Genomic DNA, 25,688 nt, shown 5'->3' on the forward strand with positions numbered 1-25,688 from the left:
AATTTTCGCGCGGTGGCCCCTGCATCGCGCATCGCGTGATGTGCCCGCCGCGTCGACGGGCAACCCGCGACGCGGTGGGCACGCTATCTGCTGACCCTCTTGCTCCGCCCAAGCCCGGACGCCGTGCCGCCAGAGCCCACCAACATCATGCCGCCCTCATGCCACCGGCCGCCGAAGCGACATCGGCCCGCTCCGCCTATCCGACGCCGATACCGCGGCCGGCCGGCTCCCGCGCCGCGGCCCGCCGGTGCGCATGTCTCGCCCGCCGCCGGGCCGCCCTGCGCTCGCGCGGGCAGCCGCACGCTGCCGCCGGGCGCGCCCGACATGGCAAGCGCGACGGAGACGCGTCGATGAGGCCCGACCGCCCCGCCGCGCCCACCGGCGTCCGGCACCCGCCCGACGCCGGCCACGGCCTCCACGACGCGCCACGCAGCCGCCACGGGCTGCTCGAAGCGGGCCGCAACTGCGACACGATTCGCCACGCCGGGCGCTTCACGGCGCTCGTCGACGGCGCAGCCTATTTCCGGACGCTGCGCGCCGCCCTGTGTCGCGCCCAGCACTCGGTGTTCATCGTTGGCTGGGATATCGACAGCCGCCTCCGGCTCGTGCCGGACGGCGCGAACGACGGGTTTCCCGAGCCGCTCGCGCCGTTCCTGCAGGCGCTCACGCTCGCGCGCCGCGAATTGCGCGTTCACGTGCTTGCCTGGGACTTCGCGATGATCTACGCGCTCGAACGCGAATCGCCGTTCGCGCCGGGGGCCGGCTGGTTCCGCCACGCCGGCATCGAATTCCGGCTCGACGATACGCATCCGCCCGGCGCCTCGCATCATCAGAAGATGGTGGTGATCGACGATCGGCTCGCGTTCGTCGGTGGCCTCGACCTGACGAGCGCGCGCTGGGACGACTGCGCGCACGACGCGGCCAATCCGCTGCGACGCGGCCCGGACGGCTCCCCCTACGGGCCGTTCCACGACATCCAGGCCATGTTCGACGGCGATGCCGCCGCCGCTATCGGTGCGCTGGTACGGCGGCGCTGGCAGCACGCGCACGGCGAAGCCCACGCCGACGACGGGCCCGCTGCCGCGCCGGCCTCATCGGCACCCGGCGACCCCTGGCCGGCCGGGGTGCCGGCCGACGTGACCGACGTCCGGCTCGGCATCGTGCTCACCGCGCCGCGCCACGGCGCGCAGCCCGCGCTCACCCAGACCGCCGCGCTGATCGCCGATGCGATACGCGCAGCGCGGCACCATCTCTACATCGAGAACCAGTACTTCACCGCGGCGGTGGTGCGCGACAGCCTCAGCGCCCGGCTTGCCCGGCCCGACGCGCCGGACGTGACGGTGATCGTGCCGCGCGTGCAGAGCGGCTGGCTCCAGGAGGCGACCATGGGCGTGCTGCGCGCGCGCCTGCACGCGACCCTGCGTGAAGCGGACCGGCACGATCGCTATCGCCTGCTGTATCCACACGCGGACGGCCTCGGCGAGCACTGCATCAACGTCCACAGCAAGCTGCTGATCGTGGACGACGAATGCCTGCTGATCGGCAGCGCCAATTTCAATAACCGCTCGATGCTGCTGGACACCGAATGCGGTGTCGCGCTCGTCGCCGCGGGCGAGCCGCGCGTGCGCGCGGCCATCGCGAAGCTGCGCGAACGCCTGCTCGCCGAGCATCTCGGCACCACCGTCGAGGCGGTCGCGCAGGCACTGGCTTCGGGCGCGCGGCCGAACGCGGCGATCGACCGGCTGCGCCGGCCGCACGGCCGCACGCTGCTGCCGCTCGAGCCGGCCAATTCGCCGGCGCTCGACGCGCTGATTCCGGTCAGCGCCGTGTTCGATCCGGAAAAGCCGATCGAGCCGACACGCGTGGTCACCGAAGTGGTGCCGCCCCACCGGCGCCGCTCGCTCGCCGCACGCTTCCTCGCGCCTGGCCTCGCCGTGCTGGCGATCACCGCGCTCACCCTGTTCTGGCGCTACTCGCCGCTCGGCCAGCAGGTCAGCATCGCCTCGCTGTCGCACGCGGCACTGCGCATCGCCGCGTATCCGTTCGCGCCGTTCGTCATCGTGGCCGCCTATGTGGTCGCCGCCGCGCTGTCGGTGCCGATCACCCTGCTGATCACGGTGACGGGGCTGGTGTTCGGCGCCTGGCCCGGTTTCGCCTACGCGGCCGTCGGCACCCTGCTGTCGGCCGCAGCGACCTACGCGGCCGGCGCATGGCTCGGTCACGACGCGATCCACCGCTACGCGGGCAACCGCGCACGGCGCGTCAGCGAGCAACTGGGCGAGCATGGCATCGTCGCGATGATCGTGCTGCGGCTGCTGCCGGTGGCGCCATTCACCGCGGTCAACCTGGTGGCCGGCGCCTCGCACATCAGCCTGCGCGACTACCTGATCGGCACGGCGCTCGGCATGCTGCCGGGCATCGCGCTGACCGTGGCGTTCGCCCATCAGTTGAGCGCCGCGCTGCGCCACCCGGACGCCGCCGCGTTCGCCTGGCTGATCGGCATCGGTCTCGCGCTGGTCGCCCTCTCGGCGCTGCTGATCCGGGCGGTGCGGCGATGGCGCTGACGGCCCCGCAAGCCGGGCCGCATGCGGTCGTCACGACCGCCGCCCGGGCGCCCGGCGGCGAAGAAGCGCCCGGGCACGCGTGGCGGATCGCCACCTACAACATCCACGGCGGCATCGCCACGCCGCATGCCGTCGACGCCGGACGCATCGCGGCCGTGATCGCGGAACTCGACGCCGACGTGGTGGCACTGCAGGAAGTGCCGCTCGGCGGCCGTGACGCGCCGGACGTGCTGGCCGCCCTCGCCGCGGCGTCCGGCATGCATGCGGTGGCCGGGCCGACCATCGACACGCACTCGCGGCGCTACGGCAACGCCGTGCTGTCGCGCTTTCCGGTGCTCGCCGCGCGCACGCTGGACCTGTCGGTGGCGGGGCGCGAGCCGCGCGGCGCGCTCGACGCCGACCTGCGCATCGGCGGCGCGCCGGTGCGCGTCGTGGCGTGCCATCTGGGCCTGTCGGCGGCCGAGCGCAGCGAACAGGTGCGGCGCCTGCTTGCCAGCTTCGACACCGGCAGGATGCCGGTGATCCTGCTCGGCGACATCAACGAGTGGTTCGTCCACGGCCGCGCGCTGCGCGCACTGACCTCGCATTTCCGCCGCGCGCCGGCGCTGCGCACGTTTCCGACCGTCTGCCCGCTGTTCGCGCTCGACCGGATCTGGATTCACCCCGGCGAGTGGCTGGTCGAGGTGAGCGCGCATCGCAGCGCGCTGGCGCGGCGTGCCTCGGACCACTACCCGCTGGTGGCGAGGATGCGCGCGCCCGGCTGAGCCGCGGCGCCTCCCGTCTCCGCGGATGAGGCGTCACGCGGCGCGCGTCAGCACCAGCTTGCCGTATAGGTGGCCGGCCTCGAGCCGCGTGAAGGCCTCGGGCAGCGCATCGAAGCCGAAACGGTCGACGAGCGTCACGGCGATCGCCCCCTCGTCGAGCCAGGCGCCGATCTGCGCCAGCGCGGCGCCGTCCGGCCGCGTGGTGTAGCGCATCGCCCGGACGCCATGCTCTGCCGCTTTTTCCCCGGACGGCTGCGTCAGCGTCGAGACCAGCGTGCCGCCTTTGCGAAGCACGCGCCAGGAACGCGTCTGCGTCTCGCCGCCCAGCAGGTCATAGACGAGATCGACGTCACGCACCACGTCCTCGAAACGCTCGCGCCGATAATCGATCACCTCGTCGGCGCCGAGCCCGCGCACGAAATCGGCACCGTCGCCGGACGCGGTCGCGATGACGTGCGCACCGAGTCGTTTCGCGAACTGGACGGCGAGATGGCCGACACCGCCCGACGCCGCGTGAATCAGCACGCGCTGGCCGGTCGTCAGCCGGCCATGCTCGGCCAGCCCCTGCCATGCCGTCAGCGCGGCGAGCGGCAGCGCGCCAGCCACGGGAAAATCCACCTTCGCGGGGCGCCGGGCCAGCGCGTCGGCGGCCACGCAAACCTGTCCGGCGAACGCGCCTTCGCGCTGGCCGACAAACGCCATCACTTCGTCGCCGGGCCGCCAGCCGGTCACGGCCGAGCCGACCTGGTCGACCACGCCCGCGCAATCGCGGCCGAGCGTGTAGGGCAGCGCGCCCTCTTCCACCAATGGATATTGCCCCTTGCTGGTTTTCAGATCGACCGGATTCAGGCCGGCCGCGCTGACGCGCACCCGCACGTCGGTCGGCCTCGGCGCCGGCAGTCCGACTTCGTCGCACTGCAACGCTTCGCGGCCACCAAAACGGTGGATCCGCCATGCTTTCATCACACTCATCGTGAGCTCCTCGGAATGACGCGTCACGGACGCGAGCAGGACGCGGAAGCCGCGCCCGGCAGGCCAGCCGCAAGCGCCGTACCGGCGACGCACCCCGGCGGCGGTGGCTGGCGACCGCCACGACGGCGGCATGACTGCAAGACCGTGCAAAAAGGTGAAGTACCGGCCGCGATCCCGTCGGGCCTCGACATTCGCCATCGGGCACCTCGACGGCGCGCCGCATGCCCGTCGATCGGGCCGGGCAGCACGCGCCGAGCCGACTTGAAAACGAGTCGAACGAATTCACGCGCGCGCGTGGCTCGCGCATCACGTCGCGGCAAGCATTCGCTCGGTGGCCCGGTATCGGCGGCAACCGGGAAGCGCGGGCGCCACGCACGACGTCGATTCCGAAGCGAATCGTCCCGTGGGTCCGCGCGCGGCACGGTCATTGCTGGACATGAACATCCGCCGGCCCCTCCCCGGGCGCCGGCACCCCGTTCCAGGAAGGAGTCTGTCGATGGCCGATACGCCCGATCAAACCACGATGCGTGATCCGCTCACGCAATACCCGCGCCCCGACTTCGAGAAGCAGCCGCAGCCCGCGCCGGGCCTCGCCCGCGACATGCACCCGAAGCCCGACCACGGCGAAACCAGCTATCGCGGCATGGGCCGCCTGACCGGCCGCCGCGCGCTGATCACCGGCGCCGACAGCGGCATCGGCCGCGCCGTGGCGATCGCCTTCGCGCGCGAAGGCGCCAACCTCGCCCTGAACTATTTACACAGCGAGGAAGCCGATGCCCGCGAGGTCGTCGAACTCGTCGAGGGCGCCGGCCGCCAGGCGCTCGCGCTGCCCGGCGACATCGCCGACGAGGCCTTCTGCCGCCAGCTCGTGGCCGACGCCGTCAACGGCCTCGGCGGCCTCGACATCCTCGTCAACGTGGCCGGCAAGCAGGTCTACGTCGAGCAGATCGCCGATCTCACCACCGAGCAGCTGGAGGCGACGTTCCGCACCAACGTGTTCGCGATGTTCTGGCTCTGCAAGGCGGCGCTGCCGCACCTGCCGCCCGGCGCGAGCATCATCAACACCACCTCGATCCAGAGCTACCAGCCCAGCCCCGGCCTGCTCGACTACGCCTCCACCAAGGCCGCCATCACCGCGTTCACGCACGCGTTCGCCAAGCAGGTGGTGGGCGGCGGCGTGCGCGTGAACGCCGTGGCGCCGGGGCCGATCTGGACGCCGCTGCAGCCGAGCGGCGGCCAGCCTCAGGAAAAGGTCGAGGTGTTCGGCTCCGAGGCGCCGATGAAGCGCCCCGGCCAGCCGGCCGAACTTGCGCCCGTGTACGTGCTGCTCGCCTCGCAGGAGTCGAGCTACGTGACGGGCGAGATCTACGGCGTGACGGGCGGCCATCACCTGCCATGAGCCGAATCCCGATGGCAGGCCGCCTGCTCGTCGTCTCCCCGCATCTCGACGACGCGGTGCTCAGCTGCGGCCACGTGTTGGCACAGCATCCCGGGGCCGTCGTCTGCACGGTGCTGAGCGCGCCGCCGGAACGGAACATGTCGACGGCGTGGGACCGGGCGTCGGGCTTCGCCGATGCGTTTGAGGCGATGCGCGTGCGCAGGGACGAGGACCGGCAGGCGCTGGCACTGCTGGGCGCGTCCGCCGTGCATCTGCCGTTTTGCGACGCCCAGTACGAGACGCCGCCGGCGCTCGACCGGCTGCAGACGGTGCTGCGCCACACGCTCGCCACGGTCCGCCCGGACACGCTGCTGATGCCGCTCGGGCTGTTCCATTCGGATCACACGCTGGTGGCCGACGCGGTGCTCGCCTGCCTAGCCGGGCTGCGACCGGAGGCATCCGGCGACGCGCCGCCGGCCCCGCCGGCCGCCTACGCCTACGAGGACGTGCCGTATCGGATGATGGACGGCTTCGTCGAGGCGCGCCTGCGCCTGCTCGCGGCGAACGACTGGTCGATGGAGCAGGTCGAGCTCGCGAGCGCCAGCGACGACACCCGGCTCGGCAGACTGAAACCGGCCGCCATCGCGGCCTATCGCAGCCAGTTGCGCGCCTTCGGCCCCGACGGGCAGGCCAATCTGCATGCCGCGGAGCGCCACTGGCGCGTGCGCGGGACGGCCGGCACCGCCACGAACGGCGATCCCGGCGCCTCGCGCCGCGAGCCGGAAGCGCGCGCAACGTCATCATCATTACGCTAGGGAGGATCGAACGGATGGAACACGCACCGATTTCGCAACGCATCTCCGTGGTGGTGTTGACCTGGAACCGCGCCGATGAACTGGCGGCCACGCTCGGCCATCTGCTCGCACTGCCCGAGAGCCCCCCGATCTTCGTGGCGGACAACGGCTCCGACGACAATACGGTCGCGCTCGTGAAGGCGCGTTTTCCGACCGTATGCGTGGTGGAATGCGGCGAGAACCGCGGCGCCGCCGGACGCAATCTCGCGGCGGCCTGCGTGGCGACCGACTACGTCGCGTTCTGCGACGACGACACCTGGTGGGAGCCGGGCGCGCTCGCGCGCGCGGTGCAGGTGCTCGACGCCTGGCCGAACGTCGGCGTGTTGAGCGCGCGCGTGGTGGTGGGCGACGCAGCCGCCACCGATCCGACCTGCGCGGCGATGAGCCTGAGCCCGCTCGGCAGCGAAGGCCTGCCCGGGCCCGCGCTGGTGGGCTACATGGCCGGCGCCTGCGTGTTTCGCACCGCGCTGTTCCGCGACGTCGGCGGCTATGAGCCGAGGCTGTTCATCGGCGGCGAAGAGGAACTGGTCGCGCTCGACGTGCTCGCCCGCGGCCACTCGATCGTCTACTGCGACCAGCTGACGGTGCATCATCATCCGTCGATGCAGCGCGACAGCGGCCTGCGCCGGCGGATGCTGGCGCGCAACGCCGCCTGGGTCGGCTGGCTGCGCCTGCCCTGGCCCGAAGCATGCCGGGCCACGCTGCGCGCCCTCGGCACGTTCGCGCGCGAGGGCCATCTGTTGCGCGACGCCCTCGCGCTGCTGCGCGGGCTCGGATGGATCCTGCCGCGCCGCAGGGTGGTGCCGCCGAACCTGATGGCCCTGCGCCGGCGCGTGGCGCTCGCCGAGCGACGCCCCCATGCGCCCGCGCCCGCCACGGCGGTGGCCATGGCGAAAGCCGCGGTCGAGGCCGAAGCCGCCGCGCGGCAGCCGGCCGGCAAGGTGGACGTCAGCTCCTGAGACGATCATCGCCAGCCTCGGTGCGCCGGACTCCGTGCGCCGGACTCGGCAAGCGGGCCGGCTCCGGACGACGCCTCGGCGACAGAGTCGGGCCGATTCGCGGGCCGGGTTTGCAGGCCGGGTTGGCCGGCGGCGACGGTTCCGCCCGCCGGCCGACGCGGCCTCCCGCCGACGCCATCGACCGCGCCAGCCGACACGCCGTCCACGAAGCCCGATCTGCCAAACCGCGGCGCAACCACGGGCCGACGCGCGTCAGCCGCCCGCGGCCGCCTCGCCGCCCCGCGCGAGCGCACCGATTTCCGTGATCAGGCGCCCCGGCTCCACCGGCTTGCTCAAGTGGACTTCGAATCCCGCCTGTTGCGAGCGGGCGAGGCTTGCCTCGTCGACGTGTCCGGTCAACGCGACGGCCGGGAGCCGCGCGCGCGGCGGCACCCGTCTCGCGTCTTCCAGCGCGCGCACGCGGGACAGCACCGCGTAACCGTCCTCGCCGGCCAGCACGATGTCGCAAAGCAGCACTTGCGGCCAGTGCGCGGCGTCGGTCCGCTCAAGCCAGTCCAGCGCCTCGTCCCCCGACGCCGCCAGCTTCACGCGTGCGCCGTTCGCAAGCAGCACCGCCTCCAGCGCGTCGCGCGCGGCCTCCTGATCATCCACGGCCAGCACGCTGCATCCGCGCAGCGGCCCCTCGCCGGCGGCTTGCCGGGAGGCGCCCGCGCCGCCGTCGGCCAGAGGGCGCAGCGGCAGCATCGCCACGTAGGCCAGCCGCCCGTTCAGCGGCGTCAGCGTGAAGTCGCCCCCCGCCGCCGTGAGCGCGCCTTCCAGCCATTGCGCGAGTTCCTGTGACAGTTCGGCAGGCTGTTCGCCCATGCCCAGCGCGCTGACCCAGGCATGGTTCTGGTGGCGTGCCGCGCGCAGCGTGATCCGGTCGCCGGGGCGCGCCTGCGCGAGTTCGGTACGGCACAGCTCGACGATGAGCGGCAGCAGCACGCCGGGGTCGCCGGTCACGCGCAGGTCGCGCTCGCCGAGCTCGGCCTGCACGCTCACATGCCGCGCCGCGAGTTCGTCGTGCAGCGCGTCGATCACGCCCGCGGCCAGCGCGGCGAGGCTGATCGACTGCGCGGTCAGCCTGCGCTGCGCATGCTCGAGCTCGCCCTGCTGCCATTGCAGCGACCACATCCGGGCATACACGCCGTCGCGCGCGAGCAGTTCGCGGTGCGTGCCCTGCTCCACCACGCTGCCGTGTTCCATGACGAGGATCCAGTCGGCGTCCACCACGGTCGACAGCCGGTGCGCGATCACGATCGAGGTGCGCCCCTCGGCCAGCCGCGTGAGCTCGGTCTGGATCGCGCGCTCGGCGCGCGTGTCGAGGGCCGAGGTCGCCTCGTCGAACACGATGATGCGCGGATCCTTCAGGATCGCGCGCGCGATCGCGATGCGCTGCCGCTCGCCGCCCGACAGCCGCACGCCGCGCTCGCCCACGCGCGTGTCGTAGTGATCGGGCAGGCGCTCGACGAACGCGTCGAGCTGCGCGGCCCGCGCGGCGCGCACGACGTCGGCGCGCGTGGCCGACGGCCGCCCGTAGGCGATGTTGTAGGCGATCGTCTCGTTGAACAGCACGGTGTCCTGCGGCACGATGCCGATCGCCTCGCGCAGGCTGTGCTGGGTGACGCCGCCGATGTCCTGGCCGTCGATGCGGATCGCGCCGGCGCCGGGCTGGTAGAGCCGGAACAGCAGCTTGACGAGCGTCGACTTGCCCGAGCCGCTGCCGCCCACCACGGCCAGCGTCCGGCCCGCGTAGGCGTGGAACGAGACGCCGCGCAGGATCGGCCGCGCCGGTTCGTAGCCGAAATCGACCGCGTCGAACTCGATGTGGCCGGCGCCCACCACCAGCGCGCGCGCGGCGGGCTCGTCCACGTCCTCGCCCACGCGGCCCTGCGTGTCGAGGATCGCGAACATGCGCTCGACGTTGACGAGCGCGTCGTTGGTCTCGCGAAACACGAAGCCGAGCGTGTTCAGCGGGGCGCAGACCTGGATGATGTACGCGTTCACGAGGATCAGGTCGCCCACGCTCAGGGTGCCGGCCACCACGCGCTGCGCGGCGAGCAGCATGATCGCCGCGATGCCGAGCGCGATCACGGCGCTCTGCCCCACGTGCAGCGCGGTCAGCGCGCGCTGGTTGGCCACCCGCGCCACGATCCACCGGTCGAGCACGTCGCGCAGCCGGCGCGTCTCGGTGGGCTCGGTGGCGAAATACTTGACGGTGTCGTAGTTGAGCAGGCTGTCGACGAGCCGGCCGTCGGACTGCGCCTCGATGCCGTTCACGGCGCGCTGGTAGGCCACGCGCCGGCGCGTGAAGACGACGGTCCAGGCCGTGTAGCCCGCGAACGTCGCGACGATCACGAACAGGAACTCGCGCGGGTAGCCGCGCACCACGATCGCCACGATCGCGGCGATCTCGATCAGCGTCGGCACGATCGCGAACAGCGCCGTGCCGAGCAGGAAGCCGATGCCGTCGGCGCCTTTCTGCACGTCGCGCACGATGCCGCCGGTCTCGCGCCGCGCGTGGAAGCGCGCGCCCATCCGGTGCAGGTGCGCGAAGGTGCGTTCGGTGAAATCGGCCACGGTGTGCTGCGTGACGCCGCTGAACACCACGTCGCGCGCCTCGTTGAGCGCGTCGCCGAGGAAGCGCAGCAGCGCGTAGGCCAGCACCAGGAACACCGGGAACAGCGCGCGGGCCGCGCCGTGGCCCAGCTCGTCGACGATCTGCTTGAGCACCAGCGGGATCAGCACGGTGGCGAGCCGGGCGGTTACCAGCAGCGAGAACGCGCTCACGGTCGGCCGGCGGTGGCGCCAGACGGCACGCGCGAGTTCGCCGGCGATCCGGCCGGTCAGTCGTGAACGTGGCGGTGCGGCGGTATTCGGCATCGGATCCCCGGTTTCGGTCCGCGCGCGGCGCGGCGGTGAACGGCGGCCGTGGACGGCGCGGCGGGCCGGCCGTGCCGGCGCCCGCTCGCTTCGCCCACCTCATGCGGGCGCAGTCGAGCAAACGGCACGCCCGGCCGGGCCGCTCGCGCGCGTTGCCGCCCGGCCCGCCGCGCGGCGCATTTCCGGGTTTTTTCGGCACCCATGTGATCAATCGGACTCCGGACCATCCTCCAGCGCCGCTGCATTACAAGCGTTTGTAAAAAACCATGGCAAGGCGCTCGCCATCGTCGTCCGGATCGCCCGTCCATCAAGCGTTTCCGCCAACGTCTCGAACCTGTCTTTCGCGCCGGCCGCGCAGATGGGCACGGCGAATGCTGGATCTGCCGTGACGCCGCTTTTACCCGCGCCCCGCACGAGGGCAGCGGCCCGCGCCGTCCCCAACCGTCCCCTCCATCGAAGCTTGCAAAGGATCGCCATGAAAATCGCGCTCATCAGTGAACACGCCTCGCCGCTGGCCGTGGCCGGCGGCGTCGACAGCGGCGGACAGAACATCTATGTCGCGAACGTGGCGCGGCAGCTCGTGGAGGCGGGGCACCGCGTGGACGTCTTCACGCGGCGCGACCGCTCGCTGCTGCCGCGCATCTCGGCCATGGACGGCGTGCGCGTGATCCATGTCCCCGCGGGGCCCCCGACACAGCTGCCGAAGGAGCAGCTGCTGCCGTTCATGGATGAATTCGCCGCGTTCCTCATCGAGTTCTTCCGGCACGAGGCCGAGCCCTATCAGGTCATGCACGCGAACTTCTTCATGTCGGGCCTCGCCGCGCTGAAGGTGAAGGCCGCGCTCGGCGTGCCGCTCGTCACCACGTTCCATGCGCTCGGCCGCGTGCGCCGGATCCACCAGGGCGCCGACGACGGCTTTCCCGACGCGCGCTTCGCGATCGAGGACGAGCTGGTCGCCCGCTCGGACCTGGTCGTCGCCGAATGCCCGCAGGACCGCTCGGACCTGCTCGAACACTACCGCGCCGACGCGGCGCGCATCGAGATCGTGCCGTGCGGCTTCGACGCGGCCGAGTTCCATCCGCTCGAGCGCGCCGCCGCGCGCGACGCGCTCGGCTGGCGCCACGACGAATTCGTCGTGCTGCAGTTGGGCCGGCTGGTGCAGCGCAAGGGCATCGACAACGTGATCCGCGGCGTCGGCGTGCTGCGCCAGGCCCATCGCGCCGAGGCACGGCTGATGGTGGTGGGCGGCAATTCGGATGCGCCGAACGAGCAGGCCACGCCCGAGATCGCGCGGCTGCGCGCGGTCGCGCGCGAGGCCGGCGTGGCCGACCTGACCACCTTCCTCGGCCGCCGCGGGCGCGCCGATCTGCGCTATTTCTACAGCGCCGCCGACGTGTTCGTGACCACGCCGTGGTACGAGCCGTTCGGCATCACGCCGGTCGAGGCGATGGCCTGCGCCACGCCGGTGATCGGCGCGGACGTGGGCGGCATCCGCCATTCGGTGGCCGACGGCGTGACGGGCTTCCTGGTGCCGCCGCGCGATCCCGCCGCGCTGGCCGAGCGGCTCGCGCAGCTGCGCGCCGATCCCGCGCTCGCCCGGCGCATGGGCGCCGCGGGGCTGGCCCGTGCGCGCGCGGAATTCACCTGGCAGGGCGTCGGCGACGCGCTCGCGCAAATCTACGCGCGCGTGGCCAGGCTCGCGCCGGAGCATGCGGCGCCGGCGGTTCGGCCGAAGCACGCCGCGGCGCGCGCCTCGGCCGGTTGAACGCGGTGCTCCGCCCTTCCCCCGACTCCCGCCATTCGACACCCATGACCTCGACCGCCGTGTTTCTCGACAAGGACGGCACGCTGCTCGACGACGTCCCCTACAACGTCGATCCGGCGCGCATGCGCTTCGCGCCGGGCGCGCGCGCGGCGCTGACGCTGCTGGCCACGCAACGCGTCGCGCTGATCGTGATCAGCAACCAGTCGGGCGTCGCGCTCGGCCGCTTCGTGCCCGAGGCGCTCGACGCGGTCGCCGCGCGCCTGCGCGCGATGTTCGCCGAGTGCGGCGCGACGCTGGCCGGCGTGTACTGGTGCCCGCATCATCCGCGCGGCAGCGTTGCCGCCTACGCGCGCGCCTGCGACTGCCGCAAGCCGGCTCCCGGCATGCTGCTGCAAGCCGCGCGCGAGCATGGGCTCGACCTCGCGCGCAGCTGGTTCGTCGGCGACATCCTCGACGACGTGGAGGCCGGCAACCGCGCCGGCTGCCGCACCGTGCTGCTCGACAACGGCCACGAGACCGAGTGGCTGCCCGGCGAGTGTCGCGTGCCCGACGCCCGCGCGGCCGATCTGCACGAGGCCGCCCGCCTGATCGTCGCGCACGACGCCGGCGCGAGCGTCGACGCACGGCGCGCCGGCGAGGAGGCGGCACCGTGACTTCTCCGCTGTCGATCGTCCAGCCGACGCTGCCGCATGCCCGCGTGCCCGACACCGCACCGCTCGCCCCCTGGGGAGAGGACGTGCGCCGCATCCTCTGCGTGCGCCCCGACAATCTCGGCGACGTGCTGATGACCACCCCGGCACTGCACGCGCTGCGCCACGCGGCCCCCGGGCGCCACCTCACGCTGCTGGCCTCGCGCAGCGGCGCCGCGCTCGCGCCGTTTCTCGACGATGTCGACGCACTGATCGCCTACGACGCGCCGTGGGTCGCGCAGCCGCCCGGCACGGCGCGCACGGCCGACGACGATGCGCGGATGCTGGCCGCGCTGCGCGAGCGCCGTTTCGACGCCGCCGTGATCTTCACCGTCTACAGCCAGAGCCCGCTACCGGCCGCCATGCTGTGCCGGCTGGCCGGCATTCCGCGGCGCCTCGCGCACTGCCGCGAGAATCCGTATGGCGTGCTGACCGACTGGGTGCGCGAAACGGAGCCGCAGCAGCACACGCGCCACGAGGTGGCGCGCCAGCTCGATCTGGTGCGGCAGGTGGGTGCGCAGACGAGCGACGCGCGCATGCGCTTTCGGCTCGCCGCCGGCGACCGTCATGCGCTCGACGCGAAGCTCGCGGCCCGCGGCATCGCCCGCGCGGCCGGCTGGATCGTGCTGCATCCCGGCGCCACGGCCGCCTCGCGGCGCTATCCGCCCGAACGCTTCGGCGAAGTGGCCGCGCGCCTCGCGCGCGACACCGACCTGCCGCTGCTGGTCACGGGCGGCGCCGGCGAAAGCGCGCTGGCCGCGGCGCTGATCGAGGCGGCCGGGCCGGCCGCGCGCGCGCGGCTGCACGACCTGAGCGGAGCGCTCGCGCTCGGTGAGCTCGGCGCGCTGATCGAGCGTGCCGGCGTACTCGTGTCGAACAACAGCGGCCCGGTGCATCTCGCCTCGGCGCTCGGCACGCCGGTCGTCGACATCTACGCGCTGACCAACCCGCAGCATGCGCCGTGGCAGACGCCGCACCGCGTGCTGTTCCGCGACGTCGAATGCCGCTGGTGCTATCGCGGCGTCTGTCCGCAGCAACACCACGGCTGCCTGCTCGGCGTGACGCCCGACGAGGTCGCGGCGGCGGCGCTGGAACTGCTCGCGCCGCGGGCCGCCTCGCCGGTGCAGCCGGCAGCCGGCGCGGCCGTGATCCCCTGAACCCCTCACTCCAAGCGAACGCCCATGTACACACTCGGAATCAACGCCGTCTATCACGACAGTGCCGCGGCCCTGATGCGCGACGGCGTGGTACTCGCCGCCGCCGAAGACGAACGCTTCACCCACGTCAAGCATGCCAAGCGCCCGGTGCCGTTTTCCACCTGGCAGCTGCCGTTCGACGCGATCGACTATTGCCTGAAGACGGCGGGCATCACGCTCGCGGAGGTGGACCACGTCGCCTATTCCTACGATCCCGCGCGGTTCGGCGGCATGCCCGCGAAGGCCGGCGCCACCATCGAGCTGCCGCTGCGCCCCGGCGCCGCGCCGCTCGCCGACCCGTCCGCCTCGCCGTGGGATCCGCTGTTCCTCAGCTACATCACGAACGCGAAGGAGCAACTGCTCGACGGCGCGCCGCATCATCTGCGCAAGCGTTTCCAGGGGGTCGATCGCGAACGCGGCTTCCAGTGGCACTTCGTCGAGCATCATCTCGCGCACGAGGCCAGCGCCTTTCTCGCCGCGCCGTTTGGCGACACGGCGGTGCTGACCATGGACGGCCGCGGCGAAGGGGTCACCACCAGCATGGGGCAGTTCGTCGGCGGCCGGTACGAGCGGCTCAGGCAGGTGGAGCTGCCGCACTCGCTCGGCCTGCTCTACGAGGCCGTCACCGACTGGCTCGGCTTCCTGCGGTCGTCCGACGAATACAAGGTGATGGCGCTCGCGTCCTATGGCGAGCCGGCCTACCTCGACGCGTTCCACGAGATCGTCCGCTATCGCAACGACGGCACCTATACGGTGGACGCGCCGCGCCTCGTCGAGCGCTTCGGCCCGCCACGCGAACGCGGCGGCCCGCTCGAACAGCGCCACTTCGACATCGCGCACTCGCTGCAGCGCGTGCTGGAGGACACCGTGCTGCAGCTGGCGGCCTGGCTGCACCGGCGCACCGGGCTCGACCGGCTGTGCCTCGCGGGCGGCGTCGCGCTGAACTGCGTGATGAACGCGAAGCTGCGCGACGCGGGGCCGTTCTCCGAGGTCTGGGTGCAGCCGGCCGCGGGCGACGCCGGCACCGCGCTCGGCGCGGCGCTCTGGATCGATCATCGCGAGCGTGCCGCGCAAGGCGACCCCGAGCGGCGCTGGACCATGGACCACGCCTACCTGGGCCCCGACTACGGCGAGGACGAGATCGAGCAGTTCCTGCGCTGGTCGAAGCTGCCGTACCGCCGGCTGGCCGACGTCCCGGGCGACACCGCCGCGCTGCTTGCCGACGGCAAGGTGATCGGCTGGTACCAGGGGCGCACGGAGTTCGGGCCGCGCGCGCTCGGCGCGCGTTCGATCCTCGCCTCGCCGGTCGACCCCGGCATGCAGGCCAGGCTCAACGAGATCAAGGACCGCGAGGACTTCCGGCCGGTCGCGCCGGTGGTGATGGAAGAACACGCGCACGACTGGTTCGTGGGCGGCCGCGCCGCGCCGTTCATGCTGTTCGTGTTCAACGTGCGCGCCGACCGGGCCGAGCGGATTCCGGCCGTGCGCCACGTGGACGGCACGGCCCGGATCCAGACCGTCAACCGCGCGCAGCATCCGCTCTATTACGATCTGCTCGAGGCGTTCCGCAAGCGCACCGGCGTGCCGATCCTCGTCAACACCTCGTTCAATACGCGCGGCGAGCCGATGGTGAATTCACCGCGCGATGCGGTCGAATCGTTCTGGACCTCGCCGCTCGACGCGCTCGTGATCGGCCCGTTCCTGATCGAGAAGGCCGGAGGTGCGTCATGAGCACCTCGGCGTTCGATCCGTTCGAGGCCGCCCATGTCACCGACCACGGGCACGGCATCGACGCGCGCGCCGCCGGCGATGCCACGCGGGTGCCGCCGGCCGATCTCGACGTCTCGGTGGTGGTGCCCACCTATCGCCGGCCGGCCCTGCTGGCGACCTGCCTCGACGCGCTCTGCGCGCAGGATTTCGCGCCCGGCCGCTACGAGATCCTCGTCTGCGACGACGGCCCCGACGCGGCCACGCATGCCTGCGTGGCGCGCTTCGCCGCGCAGCACGCCGCGCGCGGGCTCGTCGTGCGCTATCTGCCGGTGACGCGCACGCAGGGCCCGGCCGGCGCCCGCAACGCGGGCTGGCAGGCCGCCCGCGCGCCGCTCGTGGCCTTCACCGACGACGACACGCGGCCCGACCCGGGCTGGCTGTCGGCCGGCTCGGCGGCGCTGAGGCACGGCGCGGCCGCCGCGGCCGGCACGATCTTCGTGCCGCTGCCGGCCTGGCCGACCGACTACGAGGCCGACGCGAGCGGCCTGGAGCGCGCCGAGTTCGCCACCGCCAACGTGTTCGTGGCGCGCCGCTTCCTCGCCGCCACGGGCGGCTTCGACGAGCGCTTCACCGCCGCCTGGCGCGAGGATTCCGACCTGCAGTTCTCGCTGCTGCGCGCGGGCGGCGAGATCGTGCGCGCGCCCGATGCGGTGGTCGTGCATCCGGTGCGCCCGGCTCCGTGGGGCGTCAGCATCGCGCAGCAGCGAAAGAGCCAGTTCGACGCGCTGCTCTACCGCAAGCACCCGGAGCTGTACCGCGCGCGCATCAGCGCGGGGCCGCCGCTGCATTACTACGCGATCCTCGCGGCGGCGCTGACGGCCTGCGCGGCCGCGCTGGCGGGCGCCGCCGCCCTGGCGCTGACCGCCTTCGCGATCTGGCTCGCGTTGACCGCGCGGTTCTGCGTGATGCGGCTGCGCGGCCGCGACCGCAGCTGGCGACACATCGCCGAGATGGCCTGGACCTCGGTGCCGATTCCGTTTCTCTCCCTGTACTGGCGCCTCTACGGCGCGGTCCGGTTCAAGGTGTTCTTCCTATGAGCGCATCCCCGTTTCCGATGGCGCCCGCGCCGCGCCGCATCGTCGTATTCCGGGCGCTGCAGCTCGGCGACATGCTGTGCGCGGTGCCGGCCCTGCGCGCCCTGCGCCGCGCGGCGCCCGAGGCCCATATCGCGCTGATCGGCCTGCCCTGGGCGCAGGCGTTCGTCGAGCGCTACGCCGATCTGCTCGACGAGCTGATCGTGTTTCCCGGCGCGGCCGGATTCCCCGAACAGCCCGAAACGGACGCCGGCCTGCCGGCGTTCTTCGCCGCCATGCGCGCGCGGCAGTTCGATCTGGCGATCCAGCTGCACGGCAGCGGCGGCGTGGCCAATGCGCTGCTGCTCGAACTCGGCGCGCGCGCCAACGCTGGCTTCGTGCAGCCCGGCGAGGCGGCGCGGCACGGCACCTTCGTCGACTGGCCCGACGATTTGCCCGAGCCCGAGCGCTACCTCGTGCTGATGGAGGCGCTCGGCGCGCCGGCGGCGGACCGGCGGCTGGCGTTCCCGCTGCAGCCACGCGACCACGACGCGTGCGCGGCCCTGATCGCCGCACATGGCCTCGAACCGGAGCGACTGGTGCTGGTCCACCCGGGCGCGCAGCTGCCGTCGCGCCGCTGGCCGTCCGGGCGCTTCGCGGCGGTGGCGGACCAGCTGGCCGCCGACGGCTGGCAGATCGCGATCACCGGCACCGCCGCCGAAGCGCCGCTCACCGGCGCCGTGCTCGGCGCGATGACGGCCCCCGCGCTGCATCTGGCCGGCGCCACTTCGCTCGGCGGACTGGCCGCGCTGGTCGCGAAGGCACGCCTGGTGGTCTGCAACGACACCGGCATCTCGCACATCGCGGCGGCCATGTGTACCGCCTCGGTGGTGGTCGCCTCGGGCAGCGACACGCGCCGCTGGGCACCGCTCGACCGCGTGCTGCACCGCGTGCTGGCCGACTATCCGCCGTGCCGCCCCTGCATGTTCCGCGACTGCCCCTACGGCCACGTCTGCGCGCTGAACGTCAGCGTCGACCAGATCGCGGGCGCGGCGCGCGCGCAACTCGAACGCGTCCACGGCGCCCGCCGGGCCGCGCCCGACGTCCTGCATGCGCGGGCCACCGGCCCCGCGAAGGAGACCCATCATGTTGCATGACCGCCGCCGGCTGCGCGTGCTGACCTGGCACGTCCACGGCAACTACCTGTACTACCTGACCCAGACGCCCCATGAATTCCATCTCGTCACGCAGCCAGGCAATCCGCCCGGCTACGCGGGCAGGGTCGGCGTGCTGCCGTGGGGCGACAACGTCCACGAGATCCCCGCCGGGCAGGTGCGCCACGAGGATTTCGACGTGATCCTGTACCAGCACCGCACGCACTGGGAGCACGATCGCGAGCAGGTGCTGAGCGCCACGCAGCAGCGCCTGCCGCGCATCTATATCGAGCACGATCCGCCGCAGGAAAACCCGTTCGCGCAGCGGCACTGGGTGGACGATCGCGACACGCTGCTGGTCCACGTCACGCATTTCAACCGCGTGATGTGGGATTGCGGCGCCACGCCGACCGCGGTGATCGAGCACGGCGTGGTGGTGCCCGCCGGCGTGCGCTACAGCGGCGAACTCGAGCGCGGCATCGTGGTGGTCAATCATCTCGCGCAGCGCGGGCGCCGGCTCGGCGCCGACCTGTTCGAGGCCGCGCGCGAGCAGGTGCCGCTCGATCTGGTCGGGATGGACGCGGAACGGCTGGGCGGGCTGGGCGAGATCGGCAACCTCGAGCTGGCCGCGTTCAGCGCGCGCTACCGGTTCTTCTTCAATCCGATTCGCTGGACCAGCCTCGGCCTCGCGATCGTCGAGGCGATGACGATCGGCATGCCGATCGTGGGCCTCGCCGCCACCGAACTCGCCACCGTGATCCGCAACGGCGACAACGGCTTCATCCACACCGATCCGGCCGCCCTGGTGGACGCGATGCGGGCCCTGCTGCGCGATCCCGCCGAGGCACGGCGGCTCGGCGACGGCGCGCGGCGCACCGCGCTCGAGCGGTTCGGCATCGATCGCTTCGCCGACGACTGGCACCGGACGCTGCTGCAGGTCGCCGCGTGACACGCATCGGCCGGAGCGCGCGCGAGCGCGCATTCTGAATTCATCGAGGGACGAGGCACCATGAAAGAACTGACGCGCAAACGAATCCTGGTCACCGGCGGCGCCGGATTTCTCGGCTCGCATCTATGCGAGCGGCTGGTGGCCGACGGCCACGACGTGCTCTGCGTCGACAACTTCTACACCGGCACCAAGGACAACATCGCGCACCTTCGCGACTGCGGCAACTTCGAGCTGCTGCGCCACGACGTGACGTTCCCGCTCTATGTCGAGGTCGACCAGATCTACAACCTCGCCTGCCCGGCCTCGCCGATCCACTACCAGCACGACCCGGTGCAGACCACCAAGACCAGCGTCCACGGCGCGATCAACATGCTGGGCCTCGCCAAGCGCGTGAAGGCGCGCATCTTCCAGGCCTCGACGAGCGAGGTGTACGGCGACGCGCTCGTGCATCCCCAGAAGGAAGACTACTGGGGGCACGTCAATCCGCTCGGCCCGCGCGCCTGCTACGACGAGGGCAAGCGCTGCGCCGAGACGCTCTTCATGGACTACCGGCGCCAGCACGGCCTGCAGATCCGCATCGCGCGGATCTTCAACACCTACGGGCCGCGCATGCATCCGGCCGACGGCCGCGTGGTGTCGAACTTCATGATGCAGGCGCTGCAGGGCAAGCCCCTCACGCTCTACGGCGACGGCTCGCAGACCCGCTCGTTCTGCTACGTCGACGACATGATCGACGCGTTCGTGCGCCTGATGAACCTCGACGAGGATCCCGGCGGCCCGGTCAATCTCGGCAACCCGCACGAGATGACGATGCGCGCGACGGCCGAGCGGATCGTCGCCCTCACCGGCTCGGCCTCGCCGATCGTGCTGCACCCGCTGCCGGTGGACGATCCGTGGCATCGCCAGCCCGACATCGCGCGCGCGCGTGCGCTGCTCGGCTGGCAGCCTTCCACGACGCTCGACGACGGGCTGGCCGCCACGGCCCGCTATTTCCGCGACCGGATCGAGGCCGGCGCTGGCGCGACCGGCTGCGGCCGCGAGGGCGGCGAGAGCCACGGCACCGACGACCACCGCCGGTGGGACGAGCCGGTCGTTGCCGTTCGATCCGATCTGCGCACGGATTCGCTGGGACGAAGCCGCTAGGGGGCGCGCCGCCGCGGCGGCACCGGCGAGAAACTGGCCGGCGCGCCGCCGCGCCGGCATGGCGGCGGCACCACGCGAGGCGATTCGACGTGGAGCGCGGCCTCGTCGACCCGCGGGAACGATCACGGGCCGGCCACGCGCATCAGGGCGAGCGCGCCATCCCGGTTGCGTGGCACGGCGCGCCAGAAACCGGGCCCGTCGCCTGGCTCCCGGCGAACGGAGCCAGGAGCCCGAAGCCCGGAGCCGGGCCGGCAGGCTCATCGATACGGATGCAGGTCGAGCTTCTGCGAGGCGTCGCTCGTGCGGTCGTTATAGGCGCGCGTCCGGTCCGCGAGCTTGTGGTAGGTCGCCTCGTAATCGGCCTGGTCCGGGCCGCCCACGAACGGCCACTTTCCGCTCTTGTCGGCGTACACCACGTTCAGCGTGTCGTTGTAGTAACGGACGCAGTCGGGGATGCCCTGGTCCTGGTCGATGCGCCCGCATGCCGTGACGAACCGGTCGGCGCGCTGCGTTTCGTTGATGGCCTCGCTGCGCTGCGTGCCCGAGCTGGCCATGTAGGCCATGTAGGCGATCACGCCCACCACGACCACGCCGGTGGCGATGGCAAAGTTGCTTTTCTTCCCGGGTGTCTTCGGCATCGTCGAATCCTCGTCATGAATGGTCACGAGATGGGCGCCGCAAACGTCATGCCCGTTACCGTCAATCACCCTCCGTCCCCGGCCGCGCCTGCCTCGCGGGCCTCGGCGGTCGACCGGCACCGCACGGCCGGCGCGCCGGGGCCGACATTTTTGCAGCGGCCGTTCGCCATATTTCAAGCATGCGCATGCGTGCGGATCGCACCGCCGGTGCCTCGTGCCGCTGGTTGCACGCGCAACGAAACCCGATCCGCGCCCGCGCCGCTCAGCGGCGCCGCGCCCGCGTGATGCCCTCGCCACGACGGTCGAGCGCGCGGATGCGATCGGCGGTGCGGCAGGCGATCGCCTGGATCGTCAGGGACGGGTTGACGCCGCCGACGGTGGGAAATACCGAGCCGTCGCAGATCCACAGGTTCGGGATATCCCAGCTCCGGCAATCGGCGTCCACCACGCTGGTGGCCGGATCGTCGCCCATGCGCGCGGTGCCGGCGAGGTGGCAGGTGTCGTCGGTCTCGTGCCAGATGTCATGCGCGCCGGCCGCCGCGAGCGAGGCCGACATCTGCGCGAGCGCATGGCGGATCATGCGCCGGTCGTTGTCGTCGTAGGCATAGGTCACGCGCGCCACCGGCAGCCCGAACGCATCGCGCTCGTCGGCCAGCGTCACGCGGCGCTCGGGGTTCGGCAGCGTCTCGCCGACGATCTTGAGCCCCGCCACGCGGTTGTAGTTCGCCATCTCGCGCTTGAGCGCCTCGCCCCACAGCCCGCGTCCGGCGAGCTTGCGCGCCCAGTCGACCGGGAGCGGCCCCTGGCTCATCCAGCAGTACCCGCCGAAGAAATCCTTGCCGGCATCGGCGTAATTCCAGTGCTCGGTCAGCGCCAGCGAGGGCGGGCCCTTGTAGCCGCGCACCTCGTCGTCCATGGTGCCCCAGGCGGCCTGGTTCAACTGCGCCATCAGGTTGCGGCCGACCAGGCCCGAGCCGTTCGCCAGCCCGGCCGGATGCCGCCCGTCGGCCGACAGCAGCAGCAGGCGCGGCGTCTCGATCGCATAACCGGCCACCACCACGTTGCGCGCGCGCTGAAAGCGCCTGCGGCCCTCGCGCACGTAATGCACGCCCGTCACGCGATCGCCGGCGGCCTCGATCGACAGCGCCGTGGCGAGATCGCGGACTTCGGCACCGGCCGCCACGGCACGCGGGATCCAGGTGACGAGCGCGCTCTGCTTGGCGTTGGTCGCGCACCCGCTGATGCAGAAGCCGCGGTAGACGCACGGCGGCGCGGCGCCGCGCGGCGCGGAAATCGTGGCGAGCGGCGTGGGCGTCCAGCCGATGCCGAGCGCGTCGGCGCCGCGCGCGAGCACCAGCGCGGCCGCGTTCAGCTCGTGCTGGCGATAGGGATAGCGCGGCCGTTTCGGCCCCCACGGGTAGCGCAGCGGGCCGCTGACGCGCAGCGCCTGCTCGACCTCGCGGTAGTAGCGCCACATCTCGCGCCAGTCGAGCGGCCAGTCCACGCCGTAGCCGAGCCGGCTGCGCGAGCGGAACCACTCGGGCCGGAACCGCAGCGACACCATCGCGAAATGCACGGTGCTGCCGCCCACCGCGCGCCCGCTGTTGTTCGAGCCGAGCGTGAGCGGATCGGCGCCGTCGCAGATCCGTTCGTCGGTCCAGAACAGCTTGTGCTGGTGCGCCTCGTCGGAGGCGAACTCCTCGAGCGGCCGCCACCAGGCGCCGGCATCAAGCGCGACCACCGAATAGCCGTGCTCGGCAAGCCTGGCCGCGAGCGTTCCCCCGCCGGCACCGGTGCCGACGATCACGAAATCGACAGGCTCGCTGTCGCGATACTCGCGCATCGGCACCCACCCGCCCGGGCGCAGCGGATCGGGGGCGCGTCCGTCCTTGCCGCGCGGGACGGCGTCGGCGGGCGGCGGCGCGTCAGTTCGTGTCATCGTTGCGCTCCCTGAGCGGCGCTTCCCACGGGTCGCGCCGGTTGAAACCCATCCGCACGTAGCCGCGCGGGCTCGCCGGGCCGCCGAAGCCGATCTCGCTCCACGCCGCCGGGTGGCTGTAGTACGCGCCGCTCAGGTCGGCCAGCACGCGTTTCGCGAAGAACACGGCGGGGTCCATGCCGTGCCAGTCGGCACCAGCATCGGCACCGGCGTCGGCCGCGACCTCGCCTTGCTGCACGCGCCGCAGCAGCGCGTCGGCGGCGGCGCCGTCGAGCGCGGCGAACGCGCTGCCGTGCGCCGCGCGCGCCATCGCCTCGAGCGCGGCCAGCCCGATGCGCCATGCCTGGCCGGCGGCGGGCAGGCGGTGGTCGCGAAAGCCGTCGCCGGGGCCATCGGCGAGTTTCGCGTCGAGCAGCGCGGCCACCGGTACCGGCGCGTCGGCCGGCGACGGCACGATGCGCGCGGCCACGGCGCCAAGCGTCGCGTAGGCGGCGGCGTCGAAAAAGCGCGGCGCGCGCGACGGCAAGCGCAGGCGCGCATCGACGACGCGGCGCGTGGCGTCGTTCCACGACGGGCTGTCGCGTCCGGCCAGCACGTCGTAGCCGGGATAGGGCCGCTGTTGCGGCGGGCGGGCGTCGCTCATCGCGCGTCCTCCGGGTTCGGGCCGGCGTCGTGGCGGGCCAGCTCCAGCGCGGCGAGGCCCGCCATCGCGAGCGCCGTGAACGCGGGCGGCGCCGGCAGCGGCGGCCCCGACAGCAGGTTCTGCGTCCAGTTGCGCCAGCCGCCCATCTGGCGTGCCACGCCGCGCGCGTGGAACGCGGCACCGGCCAGGCCGAGCGCCGCGGTGGCGCGCAGCCACGCGCGCCCGAGGCCGCCGGGGTCGGGCGCCGCGCGCGGCGAGCACGCGACGCGCGCCATCGCCGCGGCGGCCACCGGCGGCAGCACCAGCGGCAGCACCATCGCGCGATGCTGGAACGCGCCGCGGAAATGCAGCAGCGCCACCTCGCCCACCGTGCCCGCCAGCCCTGCCGCGACCAGCGCCGCGAGCGCGCGCCCGGCGGGGTAGCCCGCCAGCGTCGGCCTGCTCGCGGCGCCATCGCGCAGGCGCTCCCCGGCCGCGCCGAGCGCCCCCGACAGCAGCAAGGCGAACGGCGCCCCAAGCGGCGCGCCATAGAACAGGTTGTGCCAATCGAGGCCGCCCGGCCGCCTGACCACGTTGAAGGCATGAAACGCCAGCCCGGCCAGCGCCGCCGCCGCCGAGCCGAGATGGATCGCATCGCGCACGCGGTGGCGCGCCCGCGTGTCGTCGCCGTGGCCGTGCAGGCTGGCGGCGATCGACAGCATCGCCGCCGCGAGCGGCGTCAGCATCGCCGGGTTGTGGAACGTGCCGCGGTAGTGCTCGACGCTGCTGTCGGCCAGCACCGAGGCCGACAGCAGCAGCGTGGCGCGGTTGAGCAGGCGTGCCGCGTCGATCGCCAGCGCGTCGTGACGCTGCATGGCGGCGTGTCGGGTTCGGCGGAACATGATCGGCTCCTGGTCGTCATTGCGCGTAGCGTTCGGCGTCGGCCGCCTTCAGCAGCAGACCGAGCCCGGGCTCGCCGTTGTCGGATGCCACGCTCGCGCCGCCCGGCTCGGGCGCGCCGTCGAACAGCAGCCGCTCGATGCGCACGTGGTCGTGGAACCATTCGATGTGGCGCATGCGCGGCACCATGCAGGCCAGCTGGCGGTGCAACGCCGGCGCGCAGTGCGCGGACAGGTCCACGTGATGGGCGTCGGCCAGCGCGCCCGCCGCGAGGAAGCCGCTCACGCCGCCGCAGCGCGTCGCGTCGGCCTGCAGCACGTCCACGGCGCCATGCGCGAGAAGGCGACGGAAGTCGTCGGGCACATAGCAGTATTCGCCGGCGGCGATCTCGCAATAGGCGCTCGCGTGCTCGCGCACGAAGCGCAGGCCGTCGAGATCGTCGCTGCTCACCGGCTCCTCGAACCACGCGATGTCGAACGCGGCGGCCGCATCGGCGAAGCCGGTCGCGCCGCGCGGCGTGTAGGCGCCGTTCGCATCGACGAACAGCACGCCGTCCGGCCCCAGCGCCTCGCGCGCGACGCGCAGCCGGGACGGGTCGGACGCGTCGCGCGCGCCGATCTTGATCTTGCAGGCCGCCATGCCATCGCGTCGCCAGCCCTCCAGCTGGGCGGCGAGCGTGGGTAGGTCGTAGCTGGTGAAGCCGCCGCTGCCGTAACGCTCGACGCGTTCGCGCGCCCGGCCGACGAGGCTCGCGAGCGGCAGGCCCGCGAGCTTCGCCTTGGCGTCCCACAGGGCGATGTCGAGCGCCGAGATCGCGCTCGCCGCGATGCCGGCCCGCCCGATGTTGCGCACCGCGCGCCACAGCGCCGCGACGGCCGCGGGGATGTCGCAGGCATGGCGCCCGCGCAGCAGCGGCGCGAGCGTGGCGGCGATCAGCGCGGCGGCGCCCGCATCCGCGTAGGTATAGCCGAGCCCCGTCACGGGGCCGGCGTCGAGCTCGACGATCACGATGGTGGTCTCGTTCCATTCGAGCGTGCCATCCGCCTCGGGGCGCTCGGTCGGCACGCGACAGACGCGGGCGCGAACGTCGCCGATTTCGGGTTGTTTCGACAATGCCATGTGGGGTTCCGGTAAACGTCAACTGAACGACGCGGCCCGGGCGGGCCGCCCGGGCGCATCCGCAAACGCGGTGCCCGGATCCGCCGGCCCTGCCTTCGCCGTCCCGCCGCCGTCCCGCTGCCATCCCGCGCGCCTCGCGGCCGCGATCCGTCCGCCGCGCCCCCCGCTGCGCGAAGGCACGCGCCGCGTCGCGTTCGCGATGCGCGACGCCGCCACCGCCCGCCGCGCCGCCGCCTCGCGACCGGCTTTGGTCAAGACGGCTTTTGTACAAACGCTTGTAACCGATGCCGGCCGCGCCGCCGCCGGCCGGCCCGTGCGCGGCCGCCGCGCCGCGCATGGAGTGCGCATGGAGATTGCTCGCCGGCTTCGCATCGGCGC

Annotated in this window: 21 protein-coding genes; 13 read left to right on the forward strand and 8 right to left on the reverse strand. The window is 72.7% G+C overall.

Annotated features, from left to right (window positions below; all coding sequences use genetic code 11):
- Nucleotides 1-350 precede the first annotated feature (350 nt).
- The gene (locus BpN12_RS25470; RefSeq protein ID WP_246795017.1) at nt 351-2,564 is read left to right on the forward strand and encodes a VTT domain-containing protein; all 2,214 of its coding nucleotides are present in this window, start codon (nt 351-353) and stop codon (nt 2,562-2,564) included.
- Nucleotides 2,555-3,328, forward strand: a complete 774-nt coding sequence (locus BpN12_RS25475) for an endonuclease/exonuclease/phosphatase family protein (RefSeq protein ID WP_246795018.1) — start codon at nt 2,555-2,557, stop codon at nt 3,326-3,328. The genes BpN12_RS25470 and BpN12_RS25475 overlap by 10 nt, the downstream gene beginning before the upstream one ends.
- A gap of 33 nt (nt 3,329-3,361) precedes the next feature.
- Here BpN12_RS25475 and BpN12_RS25480 read toward each other — a convergent pair whose 3' ends face one another.
- The gene (locus tag BpN12_RS25480; protein ID WP_246798005.1) at nt 3,362-4,300 is read right to left on the reverse strand and encodes an NADP-dependent oxidoreductase; all 939 of its coding nucleotides are present in this window, start codon (nt 4,298-4,300) and stop codon (nt 3,362-3,364) included.
- A gap of 496 nt (nt 4,301-4,796) precedes the next feature.
- Between BpN12_RS25480 and BpN12_RS25485 the strand changes: the two genes are divergently transcribed.
- The 3 genes from BpN12_RS25485 to BpN12_RS25495 are packed head-to-tail and all read left to right on the forward strand — an operon-like array spanning nt 4,797 to nt 7,491.
- Complete coding sequence (locus BpN12_RS25485; protein WP_246795019.1) at nt 4,797-5,699, forward strand: SDR family oxidoreductase; 903 nt, start codon at nt 4,797-4,799, stop codon at nt 5,697-5,699.
- A gap of 11 nt (nt 5,700-5,710) precedes the next feature.
- Nucleotides 5,711-6,493, forward strand: a complete 783-nt coding sequence (locus BpN12_RS25490; RefSeq protein WP_246795020.1) for a PIG-L deacetylase family protein — start codon at nt 5,711-5,713, stop codon at nt 6,491-6,493.
- A 14-nt stretch (nt 6,494-6,507) separates the two neighbouring features.
- The gene (locus BpN12_RS25495; RefSeq protein WP_246795021.1) at nt 6,508-7,491 is read left to right on the forward strand and encodes a glycosyltransferase family 2 protein; all 984 of its coding nucleotides are present in this window, start codon (nt 6,508-6,510) and stop codon (nt 7,489-7,491) included.
- Nucleotides 7,492-7,743: 252 nt separating this feature from the next.
- Here BpN12_RS25495 and BpN12_RS25500 read toward each other — a convergent pair whose 3' ends face one another.
- On the reverse strand, nt 7,744-10,413 hold the full coding sequence (locus tag BpN12_RS25500) for an ATP-binding cassette domain-containing protein (protein WP_246795022.1): 2,670 nt from the start codon (nt 10,411-10,413) through the stop codon (nt 7,744-7,746).
- Between the two features lie 207 nt (nt 10,414-10,620).
- A complete protein-coding gene (locus tag BpN12_RS25505; protein WP_246795023.1) occupies nt 10,621-10,905 on the reverse strand; it encodes a hypothetical protein in 285 nt (94 codons plus the stop codon).
- Between BpN12_RS25505 and BpN12_RS25510 the strand changes: the two genes are divergently transcribed.
- The 8 genes from BpN12_RS25510 to BpN12_RS25545 are packed head-to-tail and all read left to right on the forward strand — an operon-like array spanning nt 10,889 to nt 20,092.
- On the forward strand, nt 10,889-12,178 hold the full coding sequence (locus BpN12_RS25510; RefSeq protein WP_246795024.1) for a glycosyltransferase: 1,290 nt from the start codon (nt 10,889-10,891) through the stop codon (nt 12,176-12,178). The genes BpN12_RS25505 and BpN12_RS25510 overlap by 17 nt on opposite strands.
- 44 nt (nt 12,179-12,222) lie before the next feature.
- On the forward strand, nt 12,223-12,831 hold the full coding sequence (locus BpN12_RS25515; protein ID WP_246795025.1) for a D-glycero-alpha-D-manno-heptose-1,7-bisphosphate 7-phosphatase: 609 nt from the start codon (nt 12,223-12,225) through the stop codon (nt 12,829-12,831).
- Nucleotides 12,828-14,024: a glycosyltransferase family 9 protein gene (locus tag BpN12_RS25520; protein WP_246795026.1), complete on the forward strand. Its 1,197-nt coding sequence runs from the start codon at nt 12,828-12,830 to the stop codon at nt 14,022-14,024. The genes BpN12_RS25515 and BpN12_RS25520 overlap by 4 nt, the downstream gene beginning before the upstream one ends.
- Nucleotides 14,025-14,048: 24 nt before the next feature.
- Nucleotides 14,049-15,794, forward strand: a complete 1,746-nt coding sequence (locus BpN12_RS25525) for a carbamoyltransferase family protein (protein ID WP_246795027.1) — start codon at nt 14,049-14,051, stop codon at nt 15,792-15,794.
- Nucleotides 15,791-16,870, forward strand: coding sequence for a glycosyltransferase family 2 protein (locus BpN12_RS25530; protein ID WP_246795028.1), 1,080 nt, complete (start codon nt 15,791-15,793; stop codon nt 16,868-16,870). The genes BpN12_RS25525 and BpN12_RS25530 overlap by 4 nt, the downstream gene beginning before the upstream one ends.
- Entirely contained in the window at nt 16,867-18,003 is a 1,137-nt protein-coding gene (locus BpN12_RS25535; RefSeq protein ID WP_246795029.1) for a glycosyltransferase family 9 protein, read from the forward strand. The genes BpN12_RS25530 and BpN12_RS25535 overlap by 4 nt, the downstream gene beginning before the upstream one ends.
- Complete coding sequence (locus BpN12_RS25540) at nt 17,993-18,949, forward strand: glycosyltransferase family 4 protein (protein WP_246795030.1); 957 nt, start codon at nt 17,993-17,995, stop codon at nt 18,947-18,949. The genes BpN12_RS25535 and BpN12_RS25540 overlap by 11 nt, the downstream gene beginning before the upstream one ends.
- Before the next feature lie 60 nt (nt 18,950-19,009).
- Nucleotides 19,010-20,092 carry a UDP-glucuronic acid decarboxylase family protein gene (locus tag BpN12_RS25545; RefSeq protein WP_246795031.1) on the forward strand — a complete coding sequence of 361 codons (1,083 nt, stop codon included), beginning with the start codon at nt 19,010-19,012 and terminating at the stop codon, nt 20,090-20,092.
- 257 nt (nt 20,093-20,349) lie between these two features.
- Here the strand turns inward: BpN12_RS25545 and BpN12_RS25550 are convergent, their stop codons facing one another.
- From BpN12_RS25550 to BpN12_RS25570, 5 genes are all read right to left on the reverse strand, one after another.
- Complete coding sequence (locus BpN12_RS25550) at nt 20,350-20,730, reverse strand: hypothetical protein (protein ID WP_246795032.1); 381 nt, start codon at nt 20,728-20,730, stop codon at nt 20,350-20,352.
- A 262-nt stretch (nt 20,731-20,992) separates the two neighbouring features.
- Nucleotides 20,993-22,669 carry a GMC family oxidoreductase gene (locus BpN12_RS25555; RefSeq protein WP_246795033.1) on the reverse strand — a complete coding sequence of 559 codons (1,677 nt, stop codon included), beginning with the start codon at nt 22,667-22,669 and terminating at the stop codon, nt 20,993-20,995.
- Nucleotides 22,656-23,312 carry a gluconate 2-dehydrogenase subunit 3 family protein gene (locus tag BpN12_RS25560; protein WP_246795034.1) on the reverse strand — a complete coding sequence of 219 codons (657 nt, stop codon included), beginning with the start codon at nt 23,310-23,312 and terminating at the stop codon, nt 22,656-22,658. Before BpN12_RS25560 ends, BpN12_RS25555 begins: the two co-directional genes overlap by 14 nt.
- Nucleotides 23,309-24,193, reverse strand: a complete 885-nt coding sequence (locus tag BpN12_RS25565) for a hypothetical protein (protein WP_246795035.1) — start codon at nt 24,191-24,193, stop codon at nt 23,309-23,311. Before BpN12_RS25565 ends, BpN12_RS25560 begins: the two co-directional genes overlap by 4 nt.
- A gap of 16 nt (nt 24,194-24,209) precedes the next feature.
- Nucleotides 24,210-25,310, reverse strand: coding sequence for an enolase C-terminal domain-like protein (locus tag BpN12_RS25570; RefSeq protein ID WP_246795036.1), 1,101 nt, complete (start codon nt 25,308-25,310; stop codon nt 24,210-24,212).
- Nucleotides 25,311-25,688: the final 378 nt, after the last annotated feature.

The organism is Burkholderia perseverans, assembly GCF_022870505.1.
In the GTDB taxonomy this organism is placed as follows: Bacteria; Pseudomonadota; Gammaproteobacteria; order Burkholderiales; family Burkholderiaceae; genus Burkholderia; species Burkholderia plantarii.

What these genes read in the sequence shown, in the direction of transcription:
- BpN12_RS25470 (WP_246795017.1), top strand. Translation starts at nt 351, where the DNA reads ATGAGGCCCGACCGCCCCGCCGCGCCCACCGGCGTCCGGCACCCGCCC.
- BpN12_RS25475 (WP_246795018.1), top strand. Translation starts at nt 2,555, where the DNA reads ATGGCGCTGACGGCCCCGCAAGCCGGGCCGCATGCGGTCGTCACGACC.
- BpN12_RS25480 (WP_246798005.1), bottom strand. Translation starts at nt 4,300, where the DNA reads ATGAGTGTGATGAAAGCATGGCGGATCCACCGTTTTGGTGGCCGCGAA.
- BpN12_RS25485 (WP_246795019.1), top strand. Translation starts at nt 4,797, where the DNA reads ATGGCCGATACGCCCGATCAAACCACGATGCGTGATCCGCTCACGCAA.
- BpN12_RS25490 (WP_246795020.1), top strand. Translation starts at nt 5,711, where the DNA reads ATGGCAGGCCGCCTGCTCGTCGTCTCCCCGCATCTCGACGACGCGGTG.
- BpN12_RS25495 (WP_246795021.1), top strand. Translation starts at nt 6,508, where the DNA reads ATGGAACACGCACCGATTTCGCAACGCATCTCCGTGGTGGTGTTGACC.
- BpN12_RS25500 (WP_246795022.1), bottom strand. Translation starts at nt 10,413, where the DNA reads ATGCCGAATACCGCCGCACCGCCACGTTCACGACTGACCGGCCGGATC.
- BpN12_RS25510 (WP_246795024.1), top strand. Translation starts at nt 10,889, where the DNA reads ATGAAAATCGCGCTCATCAGTGAACACGCCTCGCCGCTGGCCGTGGCC.
- BpN12_RS25505 (WP_246795023.1), bottom strand. Translation starts at nt 10,905, where the DNA reads ATGAGCGCGATTTTCATGGCGATCCTTTGCAAGCTTCGATGGAGGGGA.
- BpN12_RS25515 (WP_246795025.1), top strand. Translation starts at nt 12,223, where the DNA reads ATGACCTCGACCGCCGTGTTTCTCGACAAGGACGGCACGCTGCTCGAC.
- BpN12_RS25525 (WP_246795027.1), top strand. Translation starts at nt 14,049, where the DNA reads ATGTACACACTCGGAATCAACGCCGTCTATCACGACAGTGCCGCGGCC.
- BpN12_RS25530 (WP_246795028.1), top strand. Translation starts at nt 15,791, where the DNA reads ATGAGCACCTCGGCGTTCGATCCGTTCGAGGCCGCCCATGTCACCGAC.
- BpN12_RS25535 (WP_246795029.1), top strand. Translation starts at nt 16,867, where the DNA reads ATGAGCGCATCCCCGTTTCCGATGGCGCCCGCGCCGCGCCGCATCGTC.
- BpN12_RS25540 (WP_246795030.1), top strand. Translation starts at nt 17,993, where the DNA reads ATGTTGCATGACCGCCGCCGGCTGCGCGTGCTGACCTGGCACGTCCAC.
- BpN12_RS25545 (WP_246795031.1), top strand. Translation starts at nt 19,010, where the DNA reads ATGAAAGAACTGACGCGCAAACGAATCCTGGTCACCGGCGGCGCCGGA.
- BpN12_RS25550 (WP_246795032.1), bottom strand. Translation starts at nt 20,730, where the DNA reads ATGCCGAAGACACCCGGGAAGAAAAGCAACTTTGCCATCGCCACCGGC.
- BpN12_RS25555 (WP_246795033.1), bottom strand. Translation starts at nt 22,669, where the DNA reads ATGACACGAACTGACGCGCCGCCGCCCGCCGACGCCGTCCCGCGCGGC.
- BpN12_RS25560 (WP_246795034.1), bottom strand. Translation starts at nt 23,312, where the DNA reads ATGAGCGACGCCCGCCCGCCGCAACAGCGGCCCTATCCCGGCTACGAC.
- BpN12_RS25565 (WP_246795035.1), bottom strand. Translation starts at nt 24,193, where the DNA reads ATGTTCCGCCGAACCCGACACGCCGCCATGCAGCGTCACGACGCGCTG.
- BpN12_RS25570 (WP_246795036.1), bottom strand. Translation starts at nt 25,310, where the DNA reads ATGGCATTGTCGAAACAACCCGAAATCGGCGACGTTCGCGCCCGCGTC.